The sequence below is a fragment of the Kamptonema sp. UHCC 0994 genome (assembly GCF_029167235.1).
Lineage (GTDB): Bacteria > Cyanobacteriota > Cyanobacteriia > Cyanobacteriales > Microcoleaceae > Kamptonema.
In genome coordinates this window covers 59,748-83,249 of the sequence record NZ_JARFTR010000271.1, presented here as the reverse complement: position 1 = coordinate 83,249, position 23,502 = coordinate 59,748, and the positions used below count along the sequence as shown (strand labels likewise).

Sequence of the window (23,502 nt, the reverse complement as noted above, 5' to 3'; positions counted from 1 at the left end):
GCTTTGTCTTTTAATCAAAATAGAACAGAGTAACAACTTTGCGTTGATCTTCCGCATCCCGACAAGTTTGCAATAGGGTGTGGCTTTCGTGAAACGCAAAGCATATTAGCTGTTGACAGCGAGAAACAATCTCCTGATTGCACATGGCACTTGCTTCTCCCAAAGACAAAGCATCATTTTTGGGATTTTCTACCAAGTGAATTACTTGATCGAGTTGTTCGCGAGACTCTCTAGGCTGGCGACTCAGACTTTGAGGCAAAATCACTGTCAGCAGGTTGGGATCGGCCCGCATGGCTCCCCGAATGGCTGCTGAATTTGTGCCTGTAGCCCCGGAGGTAATTAGTTGATTGCCTCCTAGAACTAGCGCATAGCTCAGCATCTCAATTAGTTGCTGATGGGTAATAGGAACATGGCGAGATCCTAATAATGCAATCCGTTTTGAGCCGGTTTGCTGGATCGCGACGAGTTCTTGTAAAAAATCATCTACCTTGGGTAGTTCAATTGATTGACTCAAAGATTGTATCAAGTTAAATATAACAACCTTGTAAATTTTAGCAGGTCTGGCAGCTTTTGAACTTTTAATCTAAGGAGCAGGGTAGAGGCGTAGAGGGAGATGGGGGAGCAGGGGAGATGGAAGACGGAAATCTCTCCCCTGCTCCCCTGTCCCCCTGTCCCCCTGCTCCTCTGCTCCCTCGCTCCCCCATCTCCCCTACGTTTACACTTGACCTAAAGAGGCTATTAGTCGGTCAATGTCAAAATGCTCTGTCATTAACTGAGTGATGCACTCTACCTTAATCGGTTCGTGCAGGCGCACACTGCCAAAGGCTTTATCGATAATTTCCACCGTTGTCAGGGTATCCAAATCAACGGACAAAACGGGAATTTCAACCTCATCGGCCCTGCTGAGAACCAGGGGAGAAGGGGGGAGTTGCCCGGTCAAAATCAAGCACTGGGTCGAGCTTTCCAGGGCTGCTAGTTGAATATCCGTGCGATCGCCTCCCGTGACTACTGCCATATTTCTCGCTTTGCGGAAATATTTTAGAGCGGAACTGACGTTCATCGCACCAATAGAAAGACATTCCACCATCAAGTCCAAGCGATCGGAACGACAGAGGACATCGGCTTTTAACTGCCGCACCAGTTCGTTAACGCTAACGCTATGAAGTAAAGCACTTCTGGGGAGTATTCCCAATACGGGAATACCTTGAGCTTCCAAAAATGGTCGCACCATTCCTGTGACTACTTCTAGCTGTTCAGAGGGAACGTCGTTAACTACAACACCAACTAAGCGATCGCCCAAACGCCGCTTAGCCGAGAGTAAAGCATCGACAAATTGGGAAATCGGGCGTACCACCAGTAGCACAGAGGCATCTACTGTCTCAGCCACTTGAGGTACGGATAAGTCAAATAGACTGCCCTCTTCCAAATTAGCCGGCCCCTCCAACAGCACCAAGCCAGGGGCTTGTGCTTGGGCGTGGCGAGCTAGAGACTGGCGGTAATCAGTTCGATCTTCGCCTCGTAGCCGTTTGTGAATCGTAACTTCGTCCAGCGACAGCAGAGTTGGCTGCAACTGGCTGTCTGAAAGCTTCAATGTTTGGGCCACGAATCGCACGTCTTCGTCTGCCCCATCAGCGCGATCGTCACTGAAACAGGTTCCTAGGGGTTTGCCATAGCCGATTGTCAGTCCTTTTGCCTGGAACTGACCAGCCATTCCCAAGGCGATCGCAGACTTGCCGCTATAAGCTTCAGTCGATCCAATTAGCAAATAATTGGTGGATTTCGCCACGCCCTCACTCCTCAATTTCCACCTGTAAATTTGGACAAATTCATTTTTTTTTACCAAAATTCGCAGCTAACAGCCAAATTTCGCCCTATCAATTACGAGAAAAATTTGGCAATTGCCCGGATAGAGCCTTCTAACAATTGTTTTGATGGCTTTTTGATGGTAGGCATTTGCTTCCCAAGCTCAAATTTTATGATACACCACTTTGATTAAGGGGGGCATAGGGAAGGATAAATCATTGCTTTGGGAGTCCAACTAAGCCATTTCCTCATCTCCCCATCCTCCCCCAGTCCCCCCGTTCCCTGCTCCCATTTAATCATCAAGGCGCATCAGCTTGCGGTAAAATCCTTTAGAGAAATCCACCGTGCGAGTGCGTTGAAAAGTTAGGAGTACGTCGATTAAGAAATTGACAAACTCCGAACTTTGTAAAGTAACTTCATAACTAAGCTCAGCATTGCCGTCAAAAAGTACCCGGCAGCGAGTCAAGTCAATCGGTAGCGACGATACATTCCAGCTAGCAACAAAAGGAATATCCTCGCCCCCATCGATTTTCCGCGCTCCTTCTAAACTTTTAAGCTTGTAGAGGCTAATAGCTAAAGGTAAAAATCTTCGCCTTGTTTCCTGGCAAAAGGGCGCGTAGACTTTTGCCTCTTTCTCATCGGCTGGCTTCAGTTGAGGAATAGACATATTTGGATCTCCTAAGAATTAATCTCAATTTTTGAATGGAAACTCCACAACCCAACTATACTAGGATTCGCAGGCTGACCTTGCCAATAACCAGTAGAGCTAAAAGCCGACAAACTGGTAAAGTGGATACTTGTCCCTAAAATTCTGAACCTATTGGTGGTTAAATCTTGTTACCTATGCAGGATAGTTCTTGGCCAGACAGCGATTCCATAAGCGAACTTCGCTTAGATATTTCTGAGTTAGCTCAGGAGGAACAGGGAATGGCAGAGGAGCGAAGGAGTCAGGGAATCCTCCCTTCTCCCGCTCTTCCTCTCTCTTCCTCTTCCGATGTCCGCTTTTCACCTTTTTTCCCTCAAAATTTATACCAGGGGCGCAGAGGCAAAGCGGCTGTAGCTTTGACTATGATCTGGGGTGGTACTATTACTCTCCACTTAGTCTCTTGGGGCTCGTGGATAGTTTGGGGTTTGACAGGCTTGTTATGGATTCACGCCTGTAGGGTTTTGTTTGCTAAGCCGCAATCTATAGCGGAGCCTTTGAGTGCGGAGAGTGATGAAGATCGGCAGAATTGGCCTTATGTCTCGCTGCTGGTAGCTGCTAAAAATGAAGAGGCGGTTATTCGCGATCTGGTCAAGACGCTCTGCAATATAGATTATCCAACTAGCCGATACGAACTTTGGGTGATTGACGATCGCAGCACGGATAAAACTCCACAGGTATTGGAACAGTTGGCTAAAGAGTACGCTCAGTTGCGTGTCTTTCGCCGAGGGGCAGATGCCAGTGGGGGTAAGTCGGGAGCGCTCAATCAAGTGTTACCGATGACTAAAGGGGAAATATTGGCGGTGTTTGATGCTGATGCGATCGTGACTTCGGATCTGCTGAGGCGGGTGCTGCCGATGTTTGAACGGGAACAGGTGGGGGCGGTGCAGGTGCGAAAGGCGATCGCGAATGCTCCCCTAAATTTTTGGACTCGCGGCCAAGAGTCGGAGATGGCTCTCGATAGTTTTTTCCAGCAGCAACGGACTGCTATTGGTGGGATTGGAGAGTTGCGGGGCAATGGTCAGTTTGTCCGACGCAGTGCTCTGGAGGGCTGTGGGGGCTGGAATGAGGAGACGATTACTGATGATTTGGATTTAACAATTCGACTACATTTAGATAAGTGGGATATTGAATTTTTAGCTTTTCCGGCTGTGCTGGAAGAAGGTGTTACTAATGCTTTAGCTTTGTGGCATCAGCGGAATCGCTGGGCAGAAGGCGGCTATCAACGTTATCTGGATTACTGGCGGTTGATTGTTCGCAACCGGATGGGGACTGGGAAAACTTGGGATTTGTTTGGGTTTTGGGTAACGCAATATCTTTTACCTACTGTGGCGTTGCCTGATACTTTGATGTCGATTGTCCTACGCCGTTTGCCGATAACTAGCCCTCTGACTGTGATGACTATTACTTTGTCTTTGGTGGGAATGTTTATTGGGTTGCGCCGTACTCGCAGGCAGACGAAATTTGCTGTTTCTAATGTTTTTGTGACTTTGCTGCAAACCATGCGCGGTACGCTGTATATGTTGCACTGGTTGGTAGTTGTTGGTAGTGTGACGGCTCGGATTTCGGTGCGGCCTAAGCAGCTAAAATGGGTGAAAACTATTCATCAAGGTACTGATACGGCTAATGGCTAATGGCTAATGGCTAATTGCTAGTCTTTGGTTTTGAGTCGTATTTTCCTAATAACTACTAACCACTAACTACTAACCATTAGCAATTAGCAATTAGCAATTAGCAATTAGCAATTAGCAATTAAAAATTAAAAATAATGGATTTATTAGAATATCAAGCTAAAGCATTATTTAGGGAAATGGCGATTCCTGTGTTGCCATCGCAGCGGATTGATTATGCGACAGACCTGAAGGGGCTGAAAATTCCCTATCCTGTTGTACTAAAGTCCCAGGTGCGAGCAGGTGGTAGGGGTCGGGCGGGGGGCATCAAGTTTGTGGAAAATACGATTGATGCGGTGGCGGCGGCTCAGACAATTTTTAATTTGCCGATTATGGATGAGTACCCGGAAGTGCTGCTGGCTGAGGCAAAGTATGATGTTGACCAAGAATTATACCTAGCTGTGCTGTTAGATCCTGTTGCTCGTCGGCCGGTACTTCTGGGTTCTAAGCAAGGGGGGATTAATGTAGAGGCGGCGATCGCTCAAATGCAGCAGGTGATTGTAGATCAAGATTTTTCACCTTTCTATGCTAGACGATTAACGCTAAAAATGGGATTGCAGGGAGGGCTGATTCAGTCGGTGAGCGCGATCGTGGAGAAGATGTATCAGTTATTTGTTGAGAAGGATTTGGATTTGGTGGAAATTAATCCTCTGGGCATTAGCAAGTTGGGTGAAGTGATGGCTCTAGATGGTAAAGTAACTGCTAATGATGAGGCTCTGGGGCGACATTTAGATTTGGCTGGATTGGTCGGTAAGAAGCGACTTGGGAGCGGCGGAGCTCTTGGGCGGGGGAGCAAGGGAGTGGGGGAGAGTTCCCAGTCCGTAGTCTCTGGGTTGCGAAGGTATGACTCGAAGGTGGTGCGATCGCCTTTTGAGGCTAATTCTAATCCGCAGCCGCCAAATCCTAATTCTCAATTAAATTTGGTGGAACTTGAGGGGAATATCGCAATTTTGTGCAATGGAATTGGTCTGACAATGGCGACGCTGGATGCTGTAACTCATGCTAAGGGAAAGCCAGCTAATTTCTTGAATTTGGGTTCCTTTGAGCGCTATGAACTAACAGATGGACTGCGGGAGCGATTAGAAAGGGGTTTAGAGTTAGTGAGTCAGGATAAAAGCGTTAAGGTTGTATTGGTTAATATTTTGGGTACTGTTGCTGCTAGTGAGGAAATAACGCTGGCGATCGCGGCTTATCTAGAACGAAAAGCTCGTGCTAACCGCACTCCGCAGATTTTACTCCGCTTAGTGGGCGACCAACTGGACGCAACTAGAGAGCGTTTATCGGGGCTATCAGTGCAATTGATAGAAAAGTTGGATGAAGCCGTAGCACAAGCTGTATCCTTGGCTAAATAGCCACTGTTCGCTGTTGATTTCCTTCTGTTGGGTGTTTGCTGTTGACTTCTCTCTGTTGGGTGTCAGGGGGTATTAACTGTTTACAAAATTTTACCTAAACCTCCCTATATCTATCTAAAAACTGCGCTAGAATAGCTGCATGAGTAAGTTAAGCATCTCTGAAGCCGCCCAGCTAAAAGGTGTAAGCGTCTCAACCTTGAGGCGATGGGAGTCTGAAGGCAAATTAATCCCAGAACGCACTGCTAATGGTCACAGGCGTTATAGTATGAATCAGCTTTTAGACATAAAACCTGATAGTGCCTTAACCGTATGTTATGCCAGAGTTAGCAGCCATGACCAAAAAAACGATTTGGAGCGGCAAAAACAAGTTTTAGAGTTGTTTTGCTCAACTCATGGTTGGCAGTTCCAAGTAATTGAAGATTTAGGTTCGGGAGTTAATTATAGTAAGCGAGGTTTACAACGATTAATTAGGATGATTACCGACAATCAAGTAGAAAGGCTAGTGCTTACCCACAAAGACAGACTATTAAGATTTGGCTCTGAGTTAATTTTTAGTTTGTGCGAACATTTTGGCACGGAAATTGTGATCATCAATAGGACTGAAGATGCTTCTTTTGAAGAAGACTTAGCTAAAGATGTGTTGGAGATTATCACTGTATTTTCTGCTCGACTCTATGGTAGTAGAAGCCATAAAAACAAGCAAATAATTACAGAGCTCAAAGAAATTGCTCAAAAGCTTTAACCAAATAAGATTCATGCGAAAACTGCTAATGTGCGCCGCGATTTCTTACAGAAAACTACGACAGAAATTAGCCAAAAATATGCTCACATTCCCATCGAAGATTTGAATGTGAGCGGTCAATTGTCAACTGTCAACCGTCAACTGTCAAATGGCATTCAACTATGAATTTAACTCCACAGACCAAAGTTCTAGTGCAAGGCATTACAGAATCTCCCGCCTCAACTCAAGCTGCCTTGATGATGAAAGCCTACGGGACGAATGTAGTGGCGGGAGTGAGCCCCGGTCAGGGGGGACAGGAGTTGCACGGAATTCCAGTTTTTGACCTTGTGGAACAAGCGCTGTCTGCTTTTGGCAAGATTGACACTTCGGTAATTTTCGTACACCCTTATTGGGTTTTGGATGCGGCTTTAGAGGCGATCGCATCTGGCATACAGCAGATCGTAATTGTCACAGAGGGCGTACCTCCCCTGGATATGGTGCGCTTAGTTAGAAAAGCAGAGGCAACGGAAACTCTGGTTGTCGGGCCCAATTGTCCGGGGATCATTGTGCCAGATAAGTTGTTGCTGGGCACCCATCCGAGGGAATTTTACACTCCAGGCCCGGTGGGATTGATTAGCCGCAGCAGTACCCTAACTTATGAAATTGCCCTACAACTTACTAATGCAAAGTTGGGACAGTCGATTGGGGTGAGTATTGGTAGCGATGTGATTGTGGGCTCATCTTTTATGCAATGGCTGCAAATTTTAGATGAGGATGATAATACCGATGCGATCGTTTTGGTAGGGGAAGTTGGTAGTGGAAGCGAAGAGGCGGCGGCTTCTTACATTGCGGAGGCGATCGATAAGCCTGTAGTTGCTTACATCGCTGGTCGTTATGCTCCAAAGGGTCAACCTTTGGGCCATGCGGGTACTTTAATTAGTTCTCGCGCTGCTGTGCAGACAACAGAGGCAGGCACGGCGGAAAGCAAAATTGCGGCTTTTCAAGAGGCAAAAATACCTGTTGCTGAGCGGATTTCTCAGATTCCAGAATTAGTGAAAAAGGCTCTTAAAAAGAGTGGTTAATTGTTAGCTAGGGGGGTGACAACCTGCCAATCCCTAAAACTTAATGCGACGATAGATTTCAGATATGGGAAGTTCTAAATTTAAACTATGGAGCAAAATGAACTGTTCAATGCGATCGCATTCAATTAAAAAATGAATGAATATAAATCTTCCTTCCGAATATGACTTTATCAAACGCTTCTTTCGGCTAACCCTCGCCAACGTTGCCTCCAACATCATGGTGCCCTTGGCGGGTTTAATTAGTGTAGCCTTCTTAGGACACCTAGAAGAAATCGATCATTTAGCTGGAGTTGCCCTTGCTGGCATCCTATTTGAATACATCTACGTCATTTTTTACTTTTTACGGATGGGAACCACTGGAGTTACTGCTCAAGCGGCTGGATGCAATCACCACGAAGAAATGCTGCTAGTGGGACTACGGAATGGATTGTTAGCTTTGGGCTTAGGTGTGGCGATCTTGATATTACAATACCCCATCCGAGAACTGTGGTTTGCCATAGTCAGTGCAACTCCAGAAGTTAAAGCTTCAGGTATTGACTATTTCAATGCCAGAATTTGGGGAGCGCCTGCGGTTTTGTTCAATTACGTTCTCATTGGTTGGCTGCTGGGACGAGAAATGAGTGGCAAAGTGTTGCTGATGTCTTTAGTGGGCAACACTGCTAATGTGGCGTTTGACTACCTCTACATTATCCAATGGGAGTGGGCAAGCATGGGAGCCGGAATTGCTCAGGCTCTAAGTCAATATTTAATGTTGTTAGTGGGGCTGGTTTTGGCAAGTCGAGATATCGAGTTCAAAGAGCTACAAACAGCATTCCAAAAGCTTTGGGATTGGTTAGCTTTTAAATCTACCTTTACCCTCAATGGCAATATTTTTGTCCGCTCTTTAGCCAATATGACCACTATGGCTGCTTTCGGTAGTCTTAGTGCTTTAATGGGTACAATGATTTTTGCCGAAAATGCTCTACTCTTGCAGGTAATATTGCTAAGTATATTTTTAGTGGATGGAATTGCTTTTACCACCGAAACCCTGACTGGAAACTTTAAAGGTCAAACAGCTAACGACCAGTTTATACCCTTATTGCAGTTGTCTCTAGGAACCAGCCTCTCATTAGGACTTTCCATCGCCGGAGCGTGCATCCTTTTTCCTGAAACTGTCTTTGGTTTATTATCTAACCATACTGAGGTTACTCTGCCAATCAAACTTTATGCTCCTTGGTTAATCCTCGTTTTAGGATGTCAGGCTATTAGTAGTATTCTGGATGGGTATTTCGGAGGTTTAGCGGAAGGTGAACCTATCCGTAACGCCACTTTATGTGGTGCTTTATTGGGATTTGCACCCTTAGCAGTCTGGGCATGGCAATCTCATAGTAACCAAATTTTGTGGCTGGCGCTATCGGGGTTTATGGCAACTAAAATGGTAGCGATCGCCATCCAAGTTCCAAGAACCCTTCAGAACGATCCTGAAACGATCGCCCTTCAAGTGCCAAAAACTCTTCAGGACGATCCTGAAGCAATACCCTCTCTTGATTAATGTCGCCAATCTAACTATCTACTCTTGTCAATTTTACTAATTAAAATTATGAATATACTCTCATCTAGCCAACTAATATACAGTTCTCGCGAACGCTACGATGCCGTATTAACTAATCACAAAATAGACCTTACTACAGGCTTTATGTCATATTTTGATAATTTGGAAGTTGCTCTACCTCCCAAATTTGAACAATGCCATGACCTGGTTTGCCATATAGCAGAACTTCTCAAAAATAAGACCTTCATTCCAGAAATTCATAAACTGAGTTTCGGGGAAGACGATTTAAAGGATCTGGATAGTGCCGCAAAAGCAACAAAGGTTTTTGCAATCTTTGCCTACCTAACAAACGCCTACATTCACACGATAGATGCAGAATACCGAAGGATTCCTCCTCAATTATGGATGCCTTATTCCTATACTGGTAATCTGCTTGGTATTCGAGAAATCTATTGCCTTTGGGCTCCAATTCACGGGATCGCAATGGTAGATCGGGAAGCCCCCTGCTCCTACGATAATACACAATTATTATATTCTTTCACAGATACTCCCTCAGAAGCATATTTTTTCAAGGCTAATTATTTATCAACTCGCTCGCTCATCATTTTGATCGATATGTGCTACGACTTAAACAATATCTGCTACAAATACTTAAATGATGAAAGCAAAGAAATCAGTTTTAGAGATTTTACCAGAGCGGATGTACATTTAATCAACGAATACCTCAACAAATTAGCAGATATAATCGAGTTCTCTTCAGGTCAAATGCAGTTACTCTTCAGCAAAATGGAGCCGCTGGTTTTTTTCGACGATATGCGATTTTATTTCCGAGGATACTCCGCTTATGCAAATGAGGGCGGGGTTCAGTTGGGAGATAACGATGATTCAAAACTCAAATACGTCGGCCCATCATCTGGACAAGATCCTAGTGTATTTCTTCTAAAAAAAATGTTAGGCATTGAGTACCCGGAAAGCATGAAGCAATACGAACATGAGCTAAGGTCGGGATTCAGAAAACCTCACAAAGACTTTGTAGAATTGGTAGGCAATACTTCAATCATGTATCGCCTAAAAGAGTTCGATGAGACAGCAGAAGGCTTTGAAAAGTGTTTGGCGAACCTACGCAGATATTATCAGGTACACAAAGCACTTGTAATCGAATTTATGGAGAAGCCAGGTATTATGAAAGGACAGGATATTTCAAAAATGAGAGGAGTTGGGGAAACCCCAATTGAGATCATCAAAAATATCAAAAATTTTATTGAGTAAACATAATAGCAATAAAATTAAGTAGAAGGAAGAAGGAAGAATGTTTATACAGTCAGCTTTTTAGCCATCCCGATCTTATGTTTAATTAGGTGGATTTACTTATCAATTACGCGAAAAAATCGACTCCTTCAAAAAATCCCCACTTGGTTGAGTCATTGCACCTGATATTTCTGTCTAGCGACTTAAGCTTGGTAAGTTCTTCGCTGGTTAGTCCAAAGGACAACACATCGAGGTTTTCAAAGATACGCGACGGATGGGAAGTGCCGGGAATCACTACAATATTTTGAGATACAGCCCAATTCAAAATCACTTGTGCTGGAGTCTTTTGGTATTTTTCTGCTAGTGCCTTTATAAGAGGCTCTTCAAAGAGATTAAGACTGAAATCAGGCTGAAACTTATAAATGTATTTCGCATTGCATAAAGAATTGTAGCCCATAACGGCAATGTTATTACTGCGGCAGTAATTAATTAGGCTACTTTGATGAAAGTATGGATTCACCTCAACTTGCAACACAGACGGTGAAATCTCCGCATAACTTAATAAATCCATTATTCTCTGGACATTGTAATTCGCTATGCCGATCGCCTTTGACATACCCCTTTCCACAAGGTTTTCCATTGCCTTCCATACAATGTGAGTGGGTACTTTCACCAGTTGTCCGTCTCTTGTGAAAACCTGCATTGGCCAGTGATCTAGATATAGATCGACATAGTTTAGACCTAACTCTTTCAATTGTCTTTCCAGCGCTTTTAGGGGATCATCCTTTTCATGCACCCAAAGTTTGGAGACGAGAAATATCTCCTCTCTTGTGGTGATGCCATCGCTTATTGCTTTGTTGATGGCATTGCCAACTTCCCTATCCTTCTTGTAAATTGAAGCAGTATCAATCAGTCTGATACCGTTCTTTAGAGCTTGATAAACCAGATCTTCGGGATTCTCGACTGACGCAAGTCCTACGCCGACTCTTGGTATACTCGCGTTGTTTGAAAGGTAAATATGCGGAGAGAACATAGTGTTATAATCAAATGCTAATGCTGTGAAAATGTGTTAAGCAAGGCAAGGTTTGTTAATTAAACTCTGGAATATCCCAGGCTCAATACTTCCGCCCGTAATCAGGCAAACAACCTTTTTAAAGTCTTTTAAAGATGTATTTTTATACTTCAAATAGGCAGCGACACTACAAGCGCCAGCCCCTTCACTAACCATTCCATAGTCATCATAAAGCAATTTTATACTATTGGCAACTTCGTCAAGGCTGACGACTAGGCTATCTTCGATGAGGGTCTTAACTTCCTCAAACATATAGGGAATAACGGTAACGCTGCCGATGCCATCAACAAAGCTAGGTTCAAAGCAAACATAAGTGGGGGTACCGTTTTCCAGAGACGCTTTCAGTGGCGCACCAGTTTCAACTTCACAGGCAAAGAACTTGATATTGGGATTGGTGTGTTTCATTGCAGTCGCAACGCCAATTGTCAATCCTCCTCCACCATAAGGAATGATGACACAAGTATTATTTAGATCGTCAATTTCGTCAATGATTTCTAATCCGACAGTTCCGCTTCCCGCTATCACATGAAAATTAGTAGCGGTTGATATGTAAAAAGGCAAGGTATCTAGATTAAGGGAACCTTCAACAATTTTCAGAGTGTGAGGGTCGAATTTGTTTTTCAAAATAATTTCGATCCAGTCGTTTGGCTCCAATTTGACAATACGGACGTTATCGTAAATCTCACGAATTTTGGTGATTTTCTGTTGAGATGCAAATGTTGGCACCACAAGTGTCAACTCTGTAGTTACTTGTTGTATATTTAATGAATAGGCTAGTTGGCAGGCAAAGTTGCCAGAACTTGCAGTGACAATGCCAGAGCGAAAGATGGTTTTGTCCTCTGTATCGAGCAGATGGGAAATGACGTTGAGAGCGCCTCTGATTTTATAAGAGTTGTTGATTTGGAGATTTTCGGTTTTTAGATATACCTTTTGATCTTGAGATATATCTGCGTGCAATAATCTCAGTGGGCTTGTTTTAATGTATGGATAAATAGTATCCCTGGCAGTTATAATGTCTTGGTAACTAGGAAACGTATATTGCTGATGGTTGAATTGAGAGGGGCAATCGAGTGGGTGGGGTGCTTTCTTCATTTTAACCTCTATATTCGGGATACTGATTTCAAATTTTCACTTAAAAATCTTGCTTCACTAACCGCAAACCAACCGGAGTTAAAATCGTATTCCTATTTTGAGGTTTTATAAACTGGTTATCGGCTAATTTCAGTCGATAGCCAGACACAATAGTTGCTAAAATTAGCTTCATTAAATACATAGACAAATCTGCCCCAAGACAACTCCGACTCCCGCCACCAAAGGGCAGAAATTCATAGACAGAAAACTGACGCTCAAGAAAGCGTTCTGGCTTGAAATTGTTCGGTTCTGGATATAAACTTTCTTGCCGATGGAGTAGATAATTACTAACAGAAACTATATTTCCCGGTTGTAATTCGTAACCTCCTATTTCAGTAGGTGTTTTAACACGGCGAGGCAGAATCAACATTGTAACCGGATACATTCGTAGAGTTTCATTGCAAACAGCAGTTAAATAAGGGAGACGGTAAAGATTAATTGGATCGGAAAAGTCCTCTAAATTTTTGATTTCTTCAAGGAGTTTATCCTGAATTTCTGAGTTACGGTAAACGCAGTACCACGACCAACAAATTGCAGCAATAGCTCCCTCACTTACTGTGGATAATGCTAAAAAATTATCCAATATTTCTACATCATTTAGAGGCTGTCCCTGTTCGTCACGAAATGACATCAGTAGAGACAAAATATCTGTTTTTTCAAGTTCTGTAACAGTTCGACGATCTGCCATTTCAGCATAAATCAACTGTTCGATTTCCTGCTTTGTTTGGATGAATTTCTGCCCTAAGTTTCCCTTGCCTAAAACTTCGGAAAAAATTCTTAACAGAGGAAAGCCGACGGTTTTAGCTGCAAATAAATTCAATAGAGAAGCTACCAGATTTTTTATCTGTTGATAGCGTTCTTTTTTAGCAGCACCAAACAAAATCTCGATGAGAATTTGCAGTGTAATATCTTGTGCAACTTCCCAAGCTGAAAATGGTTGATTGGTTGGTAACTGCTGCATCACTTGGTCGGTGACATCGCAAATTGATTTTCCGTAAGAACGTACCTGTTTTCCATGCAGAGGAGGCATCAATATTTTACGCAAAATTTTGTGGCGCTCGCCTTCTCTTGATACTACTGAATTATCGCCAAATACTGCTCTTAACTCACTGGGAAACGAGGCGACTTCTAAATTTTTGTTCCTATTTTCTATAATCTGTTGAGCAGCTTGAGGAGTATAAAAAATCATCAGAGGATTTCCCCAATCTATTCCTTTTGCCCAAAAAGCTTCTGGATGATTTTTAAATGCACTTTCCCAGTAGCCAATAGGAGAGACAATTAACTCAATCCTTTGCCACCATGCAGGAGTTTTTAAACTTTCAACTTGGTTCATATAATTAACTACACTAACCCTCTAATTTTCTTTCCCTTATCCAATGTCGTTCCAACCACTGATATCCCACCAAATGATTTTTTGTCGCGACACACATTTTTTTACTTCCTACCAATTGGTATCACTATTTATTTATTTTGTCAATGCGTAAGTTCTGAAACTGACCCAGGAGAGATGTAGCAGAGACGAGGGCAATATTCCGAAAATTAAATCTGCCTTTGAGTTCTCGAAATAGCTGAGGATTCCAGTTACCGATTGTTTCAAGGGTTAATAACATTGACATTTTCTCCAGAATCAAGTAAAGTGCGCCATTCAATTAAGAATTAAAAATGAAGAATCATCCCCATTTTTAATTCTTAATTTTTTAACTTTTTAGCAGGGCTTTAGAAGCTGATTCGCCAGCTTTTTTCAGTTGCCGAGTCAATTGCAGGTTTAAGAAACCAAAGAAAGCAAATTGCGCTAGGAGTGTACTAACGATCGCATTTATGGATGCGTATTTGATGGCATCTAAGGCAAATGGTGTTAGCAGCCACAAACCACCTCCCTTTTCTCCCGGATTAATGGATAGAACTCCTAAAATCATCGGGGGCAAGATAATTCCGGCTGCGACTGCACCTCCTGCCCACAGGGAGCGTTTGGAAGTTTTCATTAACAGCATAAACTGGGCTATAGTAGCACAGCTCAAGAGGAAACTGATGGTATAAAGCAAGGCTAAGATAATTTGATTGCGATTTCCTGGTTGAGCAAAAATTAGAGTTGCAGGAACAAATAAAGCAGCTACAATCAATAAGTTAAGAGCAATAGCAACTACAGCCGGACTCTTTTCTCCCCAAATTAAATCCCGTATTAACGAATACTTAACTCCTGTTTTCAACCGTTCTTGACGATATCGCGCCCAATCTTGCAAAGTTTGTCGATGTGGAGATAGTGCGGCGATTAAGCCAGAGAATACTAACACAATCCCGAAGCCGATAAAATATAACTGGGATAGGGTGCTAGAGGATTGTAGAATCAATCCTAAATTCAAGATTGTCAAGTAAGCTATCAGTAGATAACTCTGTTTTTTACTAAGAGCAGTGGCATTGGGATTGCGAAAATAACGCTTTAAAGCTTGCCAAATTAAGGCTGTCCAGAGACCATAATTTAATAAGATAAAGCAGGCGGTACTAATAGCATTTGCACCGATAGGTAGGTGAAACCATTGCCAATCTTTCAAGTGCGAGAGGTAATAGCTGGCTTCGTTAGTATTAAAAATTCTTTGAGTCTTGATAAAAGTCTCAGGAATTAGATAGGGGAGGAGAGTGCTAGGAGAAAATGAATTTAGCAAATCATATCCATCGTTGCTAATTGGTTTGAAACTAAAAACGAATGAGAAAAATAAGACTGTTCCGGTTCCTAACCAAGGTTGAAATCCGCCCAGCCAGGAACTTACTAAGCCAAATAATAAGGCGGCACTGTAAGTAAAAATACTAGCGGCAATGACTAATCCCTCTAAGGTTAAGATTAAGGAAAGTGGAATTTTGGCATTTATTCCTGACCACAAATGTAGGGGGAGGGCTAAAGCGGCTGCTAGATAAAGTAAACTGGGAACTCCTAAGAGTTTGCCCAGAAAAATGCTTTGGGTAGACTGGGGACTAAGGCGGATAAAGTTAAGTGTTCCCCGTTTTTCTTCCCTTTCTAAGTCACCGATTAGCATAAAAGTGCCGGCAGTTAGTAAGGCAAACATACCCAGGAAACTAAGCCACATAAATACATCTAGCCACCACTGTTGCCAGTCGATTACAAAGTTGCCATTGAGTATGAAGCAGCTAGCCCCGCTGTAGACTGATTTATCATTACCAGTGCAGTAGCGGTTGTGGTAATATTTATCAAGAGGATTTAATACTGGTAGCTGAGTGAAGTGATACATCAGCAAGAGTAGTTGCCCAAATAGGGAAATACCTGTTGCGAGGACAATGTTGCGGGTTTTAAATCTACCTTTGATTTCTCGAAATAGCTGGGGATTCCAGTTTCCTAATCTTTCAAGGGTTAATAACATTGACATTTTCTCCAGAATCAAGTAAAGGTGGAAACATTAAATTAAAAATTAAGAATGTTTGCCTTAATTTTTAACTTTTCATTTTTCATTTTTTTAGGATGCTTGCTGGTGTCCCATTTTAAGGAAAATGGTTTCTAAGTCTTCTTGGGTGCAGTGAAATTCTGTTAAGGGAATGTTGGCAGAGACGAGCGATCGCAACAAGTTTGCAGCATCTTCTCGATTGCCGGAAAAGTGTACGCGCAGGGTAGGCACGGAGGCACTACCCCTACCAGTTTCCGGTACTATTTCCCAACTTTCAACCCAAGGATGATTTTTCAGTTCAGATGTGAGTACATCTAGTTTACCCAAAGTAGAGAGGAAAATTTGCTGGCGGCTGAGACGTTTATAAAGTTCTTTTAAAGGAGCACTTTCGACTAAATATCCGAGTTCCATGATGCCAACAGAGGTGCAGAGTTCTGCTAAGTCGCTGAGGACGTGGGATGAGATAATTATAGTCATGCCAGCTTCTTGCAAGGCTTTGATTATTTCGCGGAATTGCATTCTAGCGATGGGGTCTAAGCCGGAAACTGGTTCATCTAGGAGTAGTAAAAGTGGCTCGTGAATGATGGTTCTAGCTAAGCTGAGGCGCTGTTTCATGCCTCGCGAAAGAGTAGAAATAATGCTGTTACGTTTATTGGCTAATTGGACGAGTTCTAGAACTGCATAAAGTCGTTCTCGCTTGCGGGGATTTCGGAGGTTATAAAGTCGGGCAAAGTAGTCTAAATAATCCCAAACTGTGAGGTCGTCGTAAAGGGGAAAGTCATCGGGTAAATAGCCGAGGCGTTGTTTAAGAGTGGGGTTGCTTTCGTCGCAGAGGAGGCGATCGCCATTGATATAAATTTCGCCGGCCGTTGGTTCTTCGGCGGTGGCTAGCATTCGTAAGAGAGTGGTTTTACCTGCGCCGTTGGGCCCGATGAGTCCGTAAACTTCGCCGATCGCAATTTGCAAGTCAATGTCGTTGACGGCTATATGGCGATCGAATTGCTTGGTAAGTCCGCGAGTGTCTATTGCGAGTTCTTTTGTCATGTTTCTAGGGTGACGGGGATGGAACTTCGGTTTTAGTCTTGACCTGAACTAAGATATGTCTGAGCTAGTGGGACTTATGCAGCCGGATATTTGAGGTAGTAAATGGGAAAAAGGTAGTTAGCAGCTAGCCTAGCCTTTAGATCCAGCGATCGCCAATAGTATTACGGAAATTGAAACGAGTATCTGCAAAATTTCAAAGAATTGTCTAGGTCAGAAACCGGGTTTTGATTTAGATATCTAGTTTCCAAATCTTAATTTTTCTCACAAACCCGGTTTCTTTGCCTAAATCCTATCCCAGTCAACTACTCTGGATCGATCCCCAACTCGCGCAACTTCGCTGCTAGACGTTCCGCTCTTTCTTGAGCTTCCGTAGCTCTTTCTTGAGCTTCCGTAGCTCTTTCTTGAGCTTCCGTAGCTCTTTCTTGAGCTGCGATCGTTTGCTGTTGAGATTCTATCAGTTGCCGTTCCGCTACAGTTGCTCTCTCACTCGGACTTAAAATCATATTTCCTTCGGCCGTAAACCACCGCAGCCATAAACGGTTCATACTTTTATAAGTGCCTCGCCACCAACCTAAACTCAACTGCAACTCAGGAATCAATAACCGTCCAGAAATTAATTCTGCCCGTTCATAATGACCTCCAACCAAGTGAAAAGCTTGAAATTCATCCGTATAGCGACTGAAAACAAAATAGTAGGGAATCCGCAAAATTTGTTCGTAAACTTGCCACTTAGTTGGCGGTTCTCCTAGCCGTTGAACCGTGCGGCCCAAATCTTCATCTTCAGTTCCCGGCGACAGCAATTCCACCACAACAAATGGATTTACTCGCTCTTGCCAAACCACATAACTCAAACGCATATCGCGACCCTCATAAAGCCTTGGTACGCCCACCGCAGCAAACCAATCAGGGCGTTTATGCCAGCGCGAATGATCCACATCATAGTATAAATTAAGATCGCTAGCTGTAAACACTTGCTCCGCATCCCAATTCGGCGGTAAAAACGTAAATTCTAAGAGTTGCGGTTGGTCTATGTGAAAGGTATCAGGCACACCGGGTTCCTTTGGGTCTTCGCTAGGTAAATCGTACATCGTTGGCAAACTCTGTCGAGGGTCAAGAGGCGGTTCAGCTTGAGGAGGCGGGTAAGTTGGGAATGTCATAATGAATTCTTAGTTTACTTATGCTGATATAATTATAACCTTGTGAGAATCTCTTGGATTACACAATAATTTTCGTCCACATCTATCTCAAATTGATATGACTCAGAACTACCGCATTACTCTTTTACCAGGCGACGGCATTGGCCCTGAAATTATGGCAGTGGCGGTAGATGTCCTCAAACTTGTTGGCCAACAATTAGACCTTAGCTTTGAATTCCAAGAAGCATTAATGGGTGGAGTTGCTATCGACGCGACAGGCAATCCGCTACCCGATGAAACTTTGGAAGTTTGCCGCATTAGCGATGCGGTATTATTAGCAGCAATTGGCGGTTACAAGTGGGATAATCTACCTCGCCACCAACGCCCAGAAACAGGATTGTTAGGATTAAGGGCAGGTTTAGAATTATTTGCTAATTTGCGTCCCGCCACAATTTTACCGCAATTAGTTGATGCTTCCAGCTTGAAGCGAGAAGTAGTCGAAGGTGTTGATATTATGGTCATCCGCGAACTTACTGGCGGCATTTACTTTGGTAAACCCAAGGGTATTTTTGAAACGGAAACAGGAGAGAAACGCGGCGTGAATACGATGGCTTATACAGAATCAGAAATCGACCGTATTGGGCGGGTGGGGTTTGAAACTGCCATGAAACGGGGTAAAAAATTGTGTTCAGTTGATAAAGCTAATGTCTTAGATGTATCGCAATTGTGGCGCGATCGCATCACTGAATTAGCTAAAGAATATCCCGAAGTCGAACTTTCTCACCTCTATGTTGACAACGCCGCCATGCAGTTAATTCGATGGCCAAAACAGTTTGATACTATCGTCACTAGCAACCTTTTTGGAGACATTCTCTCCGATGCTGCTGCCATGTTAACTGGCAGTATTGGAATGTTACCATCTGCGAGTTTAGGTGCATCTAGCCCCGGCGTATTTGAACCCGTTCACGGTTCTGCACCAGATATCGCCGGACAGGATAAAGCTAATCCTTTGGCACAAGTTTTAAGTGCAGCAATGATGCTTCGTTACGCCTTAAATCAACCTATTGCTGCCGATAAAATTGAAAAGGCAGTGGTGCAAGTTTTAGAACAAGGCTATCGCACTGGCGATATTAAATCAGAAGGCATGAAACTGGTAGGTTGTCGGGAAATGGGAGAGGCTTTAATTACGGAATTGAAGAAGAGTTTGTAACCCGATCTCTTAATACTATTGTCACAACCTATAGGGGCGGGTTAGCCAATAGCTTTTAAATAATACCCAAAGACTAAAAAACCCGCCCCCACCCCGCGAGGGAACCATTAATTGCAACTTATCCATAAATTTGATACTTTATGTGGAATAACATTGCTACACAAATTACCGAAGTAACAAGAGAGAAATTTCAGATAGATAACCGCCGTTCAGTTAGTGGTGGATGTATTAATCAAGGGTATGAAATCAGCGACGGTTCCCGCAACTATTTTGTAAAATTAAATCAAGCATCACAAGTAGCAATGTTTGAGGCGGAAGCATTAGGATTGCAGCAAATGTGGGATAGCCAGACAATTCGGGTTCCTCAACCGATTTGTTGGGGAACTGAGGGAAATTCTGCTTATATTGTGTTGGAATGGTTAGATTTAGGCGGGCGTGGCGATAATAAAACTTGGGAAGAGATGGGGCGCAAATTAGCGGCTATGCACCAATACAATCCGTCTAGTTCTACTTTGTTAAAAGGTGATTTTGGTGGGGATATTAATAATACGATTGGTTCAACGCCACAGATTAATACTTGGATGGCAAATTGGGCTGATTTTTGGGCAGAACATCGGATTGGTTATCAGTTAAAATTAGCTAAACGTCGAGGCGGTCATTTTCCCCAAGGGGAACGTTTATTAGCAGTAATTCCTGATTTGTTAGCAAGTCATAAACCGCAACCTTCCCTAGTTCACGGCGATTTGTGGGGGGGGAATGCAGGGGTAACATCTACAGGAGAACCCGTAATTTTCGATCCAGCATCCTATTGGGGAGATCGAGAAGTTGATATCGCGATGACAGAGTTATTTGGCGGCTTTTCGGCGGCATTTTATCGGGGATATAATGATGTTTGGCCCTTAGAGGGAGGTTATGAGAGGAGGAAGATTCTATATAATCTTTATCACATTTTGAATCACTTTAATTTGTTTGGCGGGAGTTATGAGTCACAATCAAATCAGATGATTAATCAGTTATTGCGCTAGAAAATGCTATAATTTAGCGTATTCAAAACCACTCACAGCATTAAATAGTTACGTTATTAATGCTTGCTGACAGCGCTCTAAATAGATTTGAGCCACTGTATCTGGCCCAGTTTTTTGTAGACACTCTTGCAACAATTTTGCTGCTTCTTTAAACTCCTTTTGGTGACAAAAAATCAGAGCTTGTTCAAATTTGGTTTTAGTGGCAAATTTAGCATCTCTTAGTGGGGGAGAGTCCGCATCAAAAACTTCATAGACTCCCACTAATTCCACTTTACCCTTGACCTTAGCCTGACCAATAAAGCGGACAGAGTAAGCTTCAGGTTTTTGTAATTCAAAATAGGTGCAATCGCTAATCAGTAATGGTACACCATAGTGTTTCGTTAATTCTTCAATTCTTGAGGCTACATTTACCGTATCTCCGATGACAGTTCCATCCATCCGAGATTTTCCTCCCACTATTCCTAGCATTGATATTCCTGTATTAATTCCAATCCCAATCTTGATGGGTGGAAGATCGGGATTGTGATAAGTCATATTATATTCCGCGAGTGCTTGCAGCATCGCAATCCCTGCATTGACTGCATGATCTACGTTACCATTAAATAAAGCCATAATCGCATCGCCAATATATTTATCAATAAATCCATTATTTTCCACGATTGGCGGTTCCATCCATGATAAATAGCTATTAATAAATTTAAAATTATCTTGCGGAGTCATTTTTTCTGATAAGCTGGTAAAATCTCGAATATCCGAAAATAACACAGAAATTTCCTGTTGAATCTGATCGCCTAATTGAATATCAAGAATACTAGATTTGTCTAATAACTGGAGAAACTGACGCGGAACAAAACGTAAGAAAGACTCATTGAGTTCTTGCAAATGCCGCTCTTTTTTGTGAAGTTCAGCAATCAACTTAGATTGTTCAAGTGTTAACTTTTTCAACTCCTGGTTCATTCGCACAAGCTGAGCATTTTTTTTAGTAATATTTCTATCTTGTTGATAGCTATATATCGCTTCTGTGACAGTTAAGATTAAGTCTTCATTCTGCCAAGGTTTAGCAAGATAACGGTAGAGTTTTGCATACTTCACTGCATTGGCTACTGCTTCAATCGTTGCTTGACCTGTAAGCATCACTTTCAAGGTTTTGGGAGAAAGATCGTGGACTCGTCTCAATAATTCATCTCCCTTCATCTCCGGCATCACATAGTCAGAAATAATCAGAGGAATTTCATAATCATTTGCTATTAATTCCTTCAGGAGTTCTAACGCATCTTCACCTCCTTCGGCAATTTCAATGATGTAGTCACTACTTAAAGCTTTTCTGAGTTCTGCTTTTAGACTTGTGAGGATAGTTAATTCATCATCAACACAGATAATTACATTTTTACTCATGGTTTTTCTAAACCAGATTTAATGGCTTCTATTAACTCAACTTCTGACCAAGGCTTAAATAAGCACCGATAGAGATTTGCTGATTTCTGAGCCCGCTTAATAGCAAGATCGTCAGCTTGACCGGTGAGCATTATTTTCACAATTTTAGGGAATTTTTCATGGACACGAATCAGAAATTCATCTCCTTTCATTCCTGGCATCAGCCAATCTGAAATAATTAAAAGAATACTAATATCTTCGTCGTTCAGTTCATCAATTAAATCTAGAGCATCAGTTGCATTTTCGGCAATTTCATAACTATAAGCATCACCAAAGGCTTTTCTCAGTTGTGCTTTGAGACTCTGCAACACAACTTTTTCATCATCGACACATAAAATGAATGGTTTAGACATGATGGCAATAGATAATGGATAATGGTTGATAATTGATTGAGCTTAATCATAGAAAAATGAATCTATTGTTTGAGATTCATGGGAAGGAAAACGGTAAAAGTAGTTTTTCCAGGAACGGATTCGGCTTCAATTTTTCCTTGATGTTTTTCCACTATTTTCTTGACTATATCCAGTCCTAAGCCACTACCTTCTCCAGGGGGTTTGGTGGTAAAGAAGGGTTCAAAGATGCGGGGAATGATTTCTGGTAAAATTCCCGAACCGCTATCAGTAATGCTAATTTTTGCTTGTTGTTCTGCGTGAGTAACATCAATGGTTAGTGTACCGCGATTATCCATTGCTTGTATAGCATTATGGACAATATTTGTCCAAACTTGATTCAGTTCATCTGGATAACAGTAAAATGAGGATAAGTCTACATAGTTACGGATAACACTTACTCCTTGTTTTAGCGAATTTTGATATAGCGTTAAGACGGTATCAATACCTTGAATTACACTAGCTTTGATGCGTTTACCGGTCTCGTCGTAATGAGCATAAGTTTTTAAGGCAAACACAACTTTTGTCGCGCGTTCCGTAGCAGTATAGATAATTTGTGTACTTCTTTGTAGTCCAGAAAGATTGTATGCAATTTCTAGAATATTTCGGCTATCAGGAAGTTTTAACAAGGGGAAAAATGGTATAATATCTTGATAGATTTCCATGTCAATCAAAGTATCAGCAATGACATCACAATTACCAATTTTTTCAGTTTCCATTTGTCTAATTAATTCTCGTTTTAACTTCCGAGATTCCTTCAGAGAAATTGTTGAGTTTTTGTGAATAGATCGCTCTACCAGAGTAAAGAAAATTTCTAGTTCTTCTGGAGAAAGAGTGCGAATTATTGTCGGCAATTCAGCAAAGGTTTCAGCCAAATATTTAGACATATTGCCCACTGAAGAACGAATTGCACCCAATGGGGTATTAACTTCATGGGCAATGCTAGCAACCAGTTGTCCTAAAGTTGCCATTTTTTCGGATTGAATTAGTTCTTGTTGGGTAGCTTGCAGTTGTTTTAAAATTGTAGTTAATTCCTCATTTTTCTGACTCAGAATCTCATTATTTTGTTTAAGATTCTTTTGCAGAAAACGCATTTGACATTGTGTTTCAACACGAGCCAATACTTCTTCGGCTTGGAAAGGTTTAGTAATGTAATCAACTCCACCCACAGCAAAAGCTTTGACTTTATCTAGCACTTCATTAATTGCACTGATAAAAATTACTGGAATATCACAAGTCATTTCGTCTGCTTTTAGCTTTTGGCAAACTTCATAACCATTCATTCCTGGCATCATAATGTCCAGTAAAATCAGATCGATAGGAATATTTTGAGCAATAGACAAAGCTTGAATCCCATCCTTTGCAGGTCTAATTCGGTATCCTTGCTCCGCTAATATTCCTGCTAAAAGACGTAGATTTTCTGGAATATCGTCAACAACTAAGATATCAGCTTTCTGGTGAATTATGAGAGAGTTATTCATGTCCTTAAAGTTAGATTTACAGTAAAAAAACTTCCGCAATTTCACAATACAGGGGTTGATTTTTAGGTATGTAGTTGC

22 protein-coding genes are annotated in these 23,502 nt (G+C 42.3%); 9 read left to right on the top strand and 13 right to left on the bottom strand.

What is annotated here, in order from left to right:
• Positions 1-10: 10 nt before the first annotated feature.
• From PY364_RS23825 to ebsA, 3 genes are all read right to left on the bottom strand, one after another.
• Positions 11-514, bottom strand: coding sequence for a DNA recombination-mediator protein A (locus tag PY364_RS23825; RefSeq protein ID WP_275570187.1), 504 nt, complete (start codon positions 512-514; stop codon positions 11-13).
• A gap of 201 nt (positions 515-715) precedes the next feature.
• The gene (locus PY364_RS23820; RefSeq protein ID WP_275570186.1) at positions 716-1,786 is read right to left on the bottom strand and encodes a phosphotransacetylase family protein; all 1,071 of its coding nucleotides are present in this window, start codon (positions 1,784-1,786) and stop codon (positions 716-718) included.
• A gap of 309 nt (positions 1,787-2,095) precedes the next feature.
• Positions 2,096-2,470, bottom strand: coding sequence for a type IV pilus biogenesis protein EbsA (ebsA, locus tag PY364_RS23815; protein ID WP_007357646.1), 375 nt, complete (start codon positions 2,468-2,470; stop codon positions 2,096-2,098).
• A 176-nt stretch (positions 2,471-2,646) separates the two neighbouring features.
• Here ebsA and PY364_RS23810 point away from each other — a divergent pair, with 176 nt between their 5' ends.
• The 7 genes from PY364_RS23810 to PY364_RS23780 all read left to right on the top strand — a co-directional run bounded on the left by PY364_RS23810 (position 2,647) and on the right by PY364_RS23780 (position 10,131).
• Complete coding sequence (locus PY364_RS23810; RefSeq protein WP_275570185.1) at positions 2,647-4,140, top strand: glycosyltransferase family 2 protein; 1,494 nt, start codon at positions 2,647-2,649, stop codon at positions 4,138-4,140.
• A 134-nt stretch (positions 4,141-4,274) separates the two neighbouring features.
• The gene (locus PY364_RS23805) at positions 4,275-5,528 is read left to right on the top strand and encodes an ATP-grasp domain-containing protein (protein ID WP_275570184.1); all 1,254 of its coding nucleotides are present in this window, start codon (positions 4,275-4,277) and stop codon (positions 5,526-5,528) included.
• Between the two features lie 139 nt (positions 5,529-5,667).
• A complete protein-coding gene (locus PY364_RS23800) occupies positions 5,668-6,270 on the top strand; it encodes an IS607 family transposase (protein ID WP_275570183.1) in 603 nt (200 codons plus the stop codon).
• A 9-nt stretch (positions 6,271-6,279) separates the two neighbouring features.
• The gene (locus tag PY364_RS23795; RefSeq protein ID WP_343278700.1) at positions 6,280-6,435 is read left to right on the top strand and encodes a hypothetical protein; all 156 of its coding nucleotides are present in this window, start codon (positions 6,280-6,282) and stop codon (positions 6,433-6,435) included.
• A complete protein-coding gene (locus tag PY364_RS23790; protein ID WP_275570181.1) occupies positions 6,432-7,331 on the top strand; it encodes a CoA-binding protein in 900 nt (299 codons plus the stop codon). Before PY364_RS23795 ends, PY364_RS23790 begins: the two co-directional genes overlap by 4 nt.
• 136 nt (positions 7,332-7,467) lie before the next feature.
• Complete coding sequence (gene gntT, locus PY364_RS23785; protein ID WP_275570180.1) at positions 7,468-8,862, top strand: guanitoxin biosynthesis MATE family efflux transporter GntT; 1,395 nt, start codon at positions 7,468-7,470, stop codon at positions 8,860-8,862.
• Between the two features lie 48 nt (positions 8,863-8,910).
• Positions 8,911-10,131, top strand: coding sequence for a hypothetical protein (locus tag PY364_RS23780; protein ID WP_275570179.1), 1,221 nt, complete (start codon positions 8,911-8,913; stop codon positions 10,129-10,131).
• A gap of 106 nt (positions 10,132-10,237) precedes the next feature.
• Here PY364_RS23780 and PY364_RS23775 read toward each other — a convergent pair whose 3' ends face one another.
• The 7 genes from PY364_RS23775 to PY364_RS23745 all read right to left on the bottom strand — a co-directional run bounded on the left by PY364_RS23775 (position 10,238) and on the right by PY364_RS23745 (position 17,906).
• Positions 10,238-11,143: an aldo/keto reductase gene (locus PY364_RS23775; protein ID WP_275570178.1), complete on the bottom strand. Its 906-nt coding sequence runs from the start codon at positions 11,141-11,143 to the stop codon at positions 10,238-10,240.
• Between the two features lie 36 nt (positions 11,144-11,179).
• Positions 11,180-12,274, bottom strand: a complete 1,095-nt coding sequence (locus PY364_RS23770) for a pyridoxal-phosphate dependent enzyme (protein ID WP_275570177.1) — start codon at positions 12,272-12,274, stop codon at positions 11,180-11,182.
• Between the two features lie 40 nt (positions 12,275-12,314).
• Entirely contained in the window at positions 12,315-13,646 is a 1,332-nt protein-coding gene (locus PY364_RS23765; protein ID WP_275570176.1) for a cytochrome P450, read from the bottom strand.
• Between the two features lie 124 nt (positions 13,647-13,770).
• Positions 13,771-13,923, bottom strand: coding sequence for a hypothetical protein (locus PY364_RS23760; RefSeq protein WP_275570175.1), 153 nt, complete (start codon positions 13,921-13,923; stop codon positions 13,771-13,773).
• A gap of 87 nt (positions 13,924-14,010) precedes the next feature.
• A complete protein-coding gene (locus PY364_RS23755; RefSeq protein WP_275570174.1) occupies positions 14,011-15,684 on the bottom strand; it encodes a hypothetical protein in 1,674 nt (557 codons plus the stop codon).
• Positions 15,685-15,777: 93 nt separating this feature from the next.
• Positions 15,778-16,749 (bottom strand): ABC transporter ATP-binding protein, encoded by a 972-nt coding sequence (locus PY364_RS23750; protein ID WP_275570173.1) that lies wholly within the window; start codon positions 16,747-16,749, stop codon positions 15,778-15,780.
• A gap of 302 nt (positions 16,750-17,051) precedes the next feature.
• On the bottom strand, positions 17,052-17,906 hold the full coding sequence (locus PY364_RS23745; RefSeq protein ID WP_275570172.1) for a Uma2 family endonuclease: 855 nt from the start codon (positions 17,904-17,906) through the stop codon (positions 17,052-17,054).
• Positions 17,907-18,003: 97 nt separating this feature from the next.
• On the opposite strand from PY364_RS23745, the gene leuB reads away from it, so the two are divergent.
• On the top strand, positions 18,004-19,095 hold the full coding sequence (gene leuB, locus PY364_RS23740) for a 3-isopropylmalate dehydrogenase (RefSeq protein WP_275570171.1): 1,092 nt from the start codon (positions 18,004-18,006) through the stop codon (positions 19,093-19,095).
• Positions 19,096-19,235: 140 nt separating this feature from the next.
• Entirely contained in the window at positions 19,236-20,120 is an 885-nt protein-coding gene (locus tag PY364_RS23735) for a fructosamine kinase family protein (protein ID WP_275570170.1), read from the top strand.
• A 48-nt stretch (positions 20,121-20,168) separates the two neighbouring features.
• Here the strand turns inward: PY364_RS23735 and PY364_RS23730 are convergent, their stop codons facing one another.
• From PY364_RS23730 to PY364_RS23720, 3 genes are all read right to left on the bottom strand, one after another.
• On the bottom strand, positions 20,169-21,515 hold the full coding sequence (locus PY364_RS23730) for an adenylate/guanylate cyclase domain-containing protein (RefSeq protein ID WP_275570169.1): 1,347 nt from the start codon (positions 21,513-21,515) through the stop codon (positions 20,169-20,171).
• On the bottom strand, positions 21,512-21,907 hold the full coding sequence (locus PY364_RS23725; protein WP_275570168.1) for a response regulator: 396 nt from the start codon (positions 21,905-21,907) through the stop codon (positions 21,512-21,514). The genes PY364_RS23730 and PY364_RS23725 overlap by 4 nt, the downstream gene beginning before the upstream one ends.
• A gap of 62 nt (positions 21,908-21,969) precedes the next feature.
• A complete protein-coding gene (locus tag PY364_RS23720) occupies positions 21,970-23,424 on the bottom strand; it encodes a response regulator (protein WP_275570167.1) in 1,455 nt (484 codons plus the stop codon).
• Positions 23,425-23,502: the final 78 nt, after the last annotated feature.

Bases quoted from the DNA above. Each gene is read 5' to 3' on its own strand.
- PY364_RS23750 (WP_275570173.1), bottom strand. From the start codon at position 16,749: ATGACAAAAGAACTCGCAATAGACACTCGCGGACTTACCAAGCAATTC.
- ebsA (WP_007357646.1), bottom strand. From the start codon at position 2,470: ATGTCTATTCCTCAACTGAAGCCAGCCGATGAGAAAGAGGCAAAAGTC.
- PY364_RS23775 (WP_275570178.1), bottom strand. From the start codon at position 11,143: ATGTTCTCTCCGCATATTTACCTTTCAAACAACGCGAGTATACCAAGA.
- PY364_RS23780 (WP_275570179.1), top strand. From the start codon at position 8,911: ATGAATATACTCTCATCTAGCCAACTAATATACAGTTCTCGCGAACGC.
- PY364_RS23770 (WP_275570177.1), bottom strand. From the start codon at position 12,274: ATGAAGAAAGCACCCCACCCACTCGATTGCCCCTCTCAATTCAACCAT.
- PY364_RS23735 (WP_275570170.1), top strand. From the start codon at position 19,236: ATGTGGAATAACATTGCTACACAAATTACCGAAGTAACAAGAGAGAAA.
- PY364_RS23745 (WP_275570172.1), bottom strand. From the start codon at position 17,906: ATGACATTCCCAACTTACCCGCCTCCTCAAGCTGAACCGCCTCTTGAC.
- gntT (WP_275570180.1), top strand. From the start codon at position 7,468: ATGAATATAAATCTTCCTTCCGAATATGACTTTATCAAACGCTTCTTT.
- PY364_RS23800 (WP_275570183.1), top strand. From the start codon at position 5,668: ATGAGTAAGTTAAGCATCTCTGAAGCCGCCCAGCTAAAAGGTGTAAGC.
- PY364_RS23790 (WP_275570181.1), top strand. From the start codon at position 6,432: ATGAATTTAACTCCACAGACCAAAGTTCTAGTGCAAGGCATTACAGAA.
- PY364_RS23760 (WP_275570175.1), bottom strand. From the start codon at position 13,923: ATGTTATTAACCCTTGAAACAATCGGTAACTGGAATCCTCAGCTATTT.
- PY364_RS23765 (WP_275570176.1), bottom strand. From the start codon at position 13,646: ATGAACCAAGTTGAAAGTTTAAAAACTCCTGCATGGTGGCAAAGGATT.
- PY364_RS23755 (WP_275570174.1), bottom strand. From the start codon at position 15,684: ATGTTATTAACCCTTGAAAGATTAGGAAACTGGAATCCCCAGCTATTT.
- PY364_RS23730 (WP_275570169.1), bottom strand. From the start codon at position 21,515: ATGAGTAAAAATGTAATTATCTGTGTTGATGATGAATTAACTATCCTC.
- PY364_RS23725 (WP_275570168.1), bottom strand. From the start codon at position 21,907: ATGTCTAAACCATTCATTTTATGTGTCGATGATGAAAAAGTTGTGTTG.
- PY364_RS23810 (WP_275570185.1), top strand. From the start codon at position 2,647: ATGCAGGATAGTTCTTGGCCAGACAGCGATTCCATAAGCGAACTTCGC.
- PY364_RS23805 (WP_275570184.1), top strand. From the start codon at position 4,275: ATGGATTTATTAGAATATCAAGCTAAAGCATTATTTAGGGAAATGGCG.
- PY364_RS23720 (WP_275570167.1), bottom strand. From the start codon at position 23,424: ATGAATAACTCTCTCATAATTCACCAGAAAGCTGATATCTTAGTTGTT.
- leuB (WP_275570171.1), top strand. From the start codon at position 18,004: ATGACTCAGAACTACCGCATTACTCTTTTACCAGGCGACGGCATTGGC.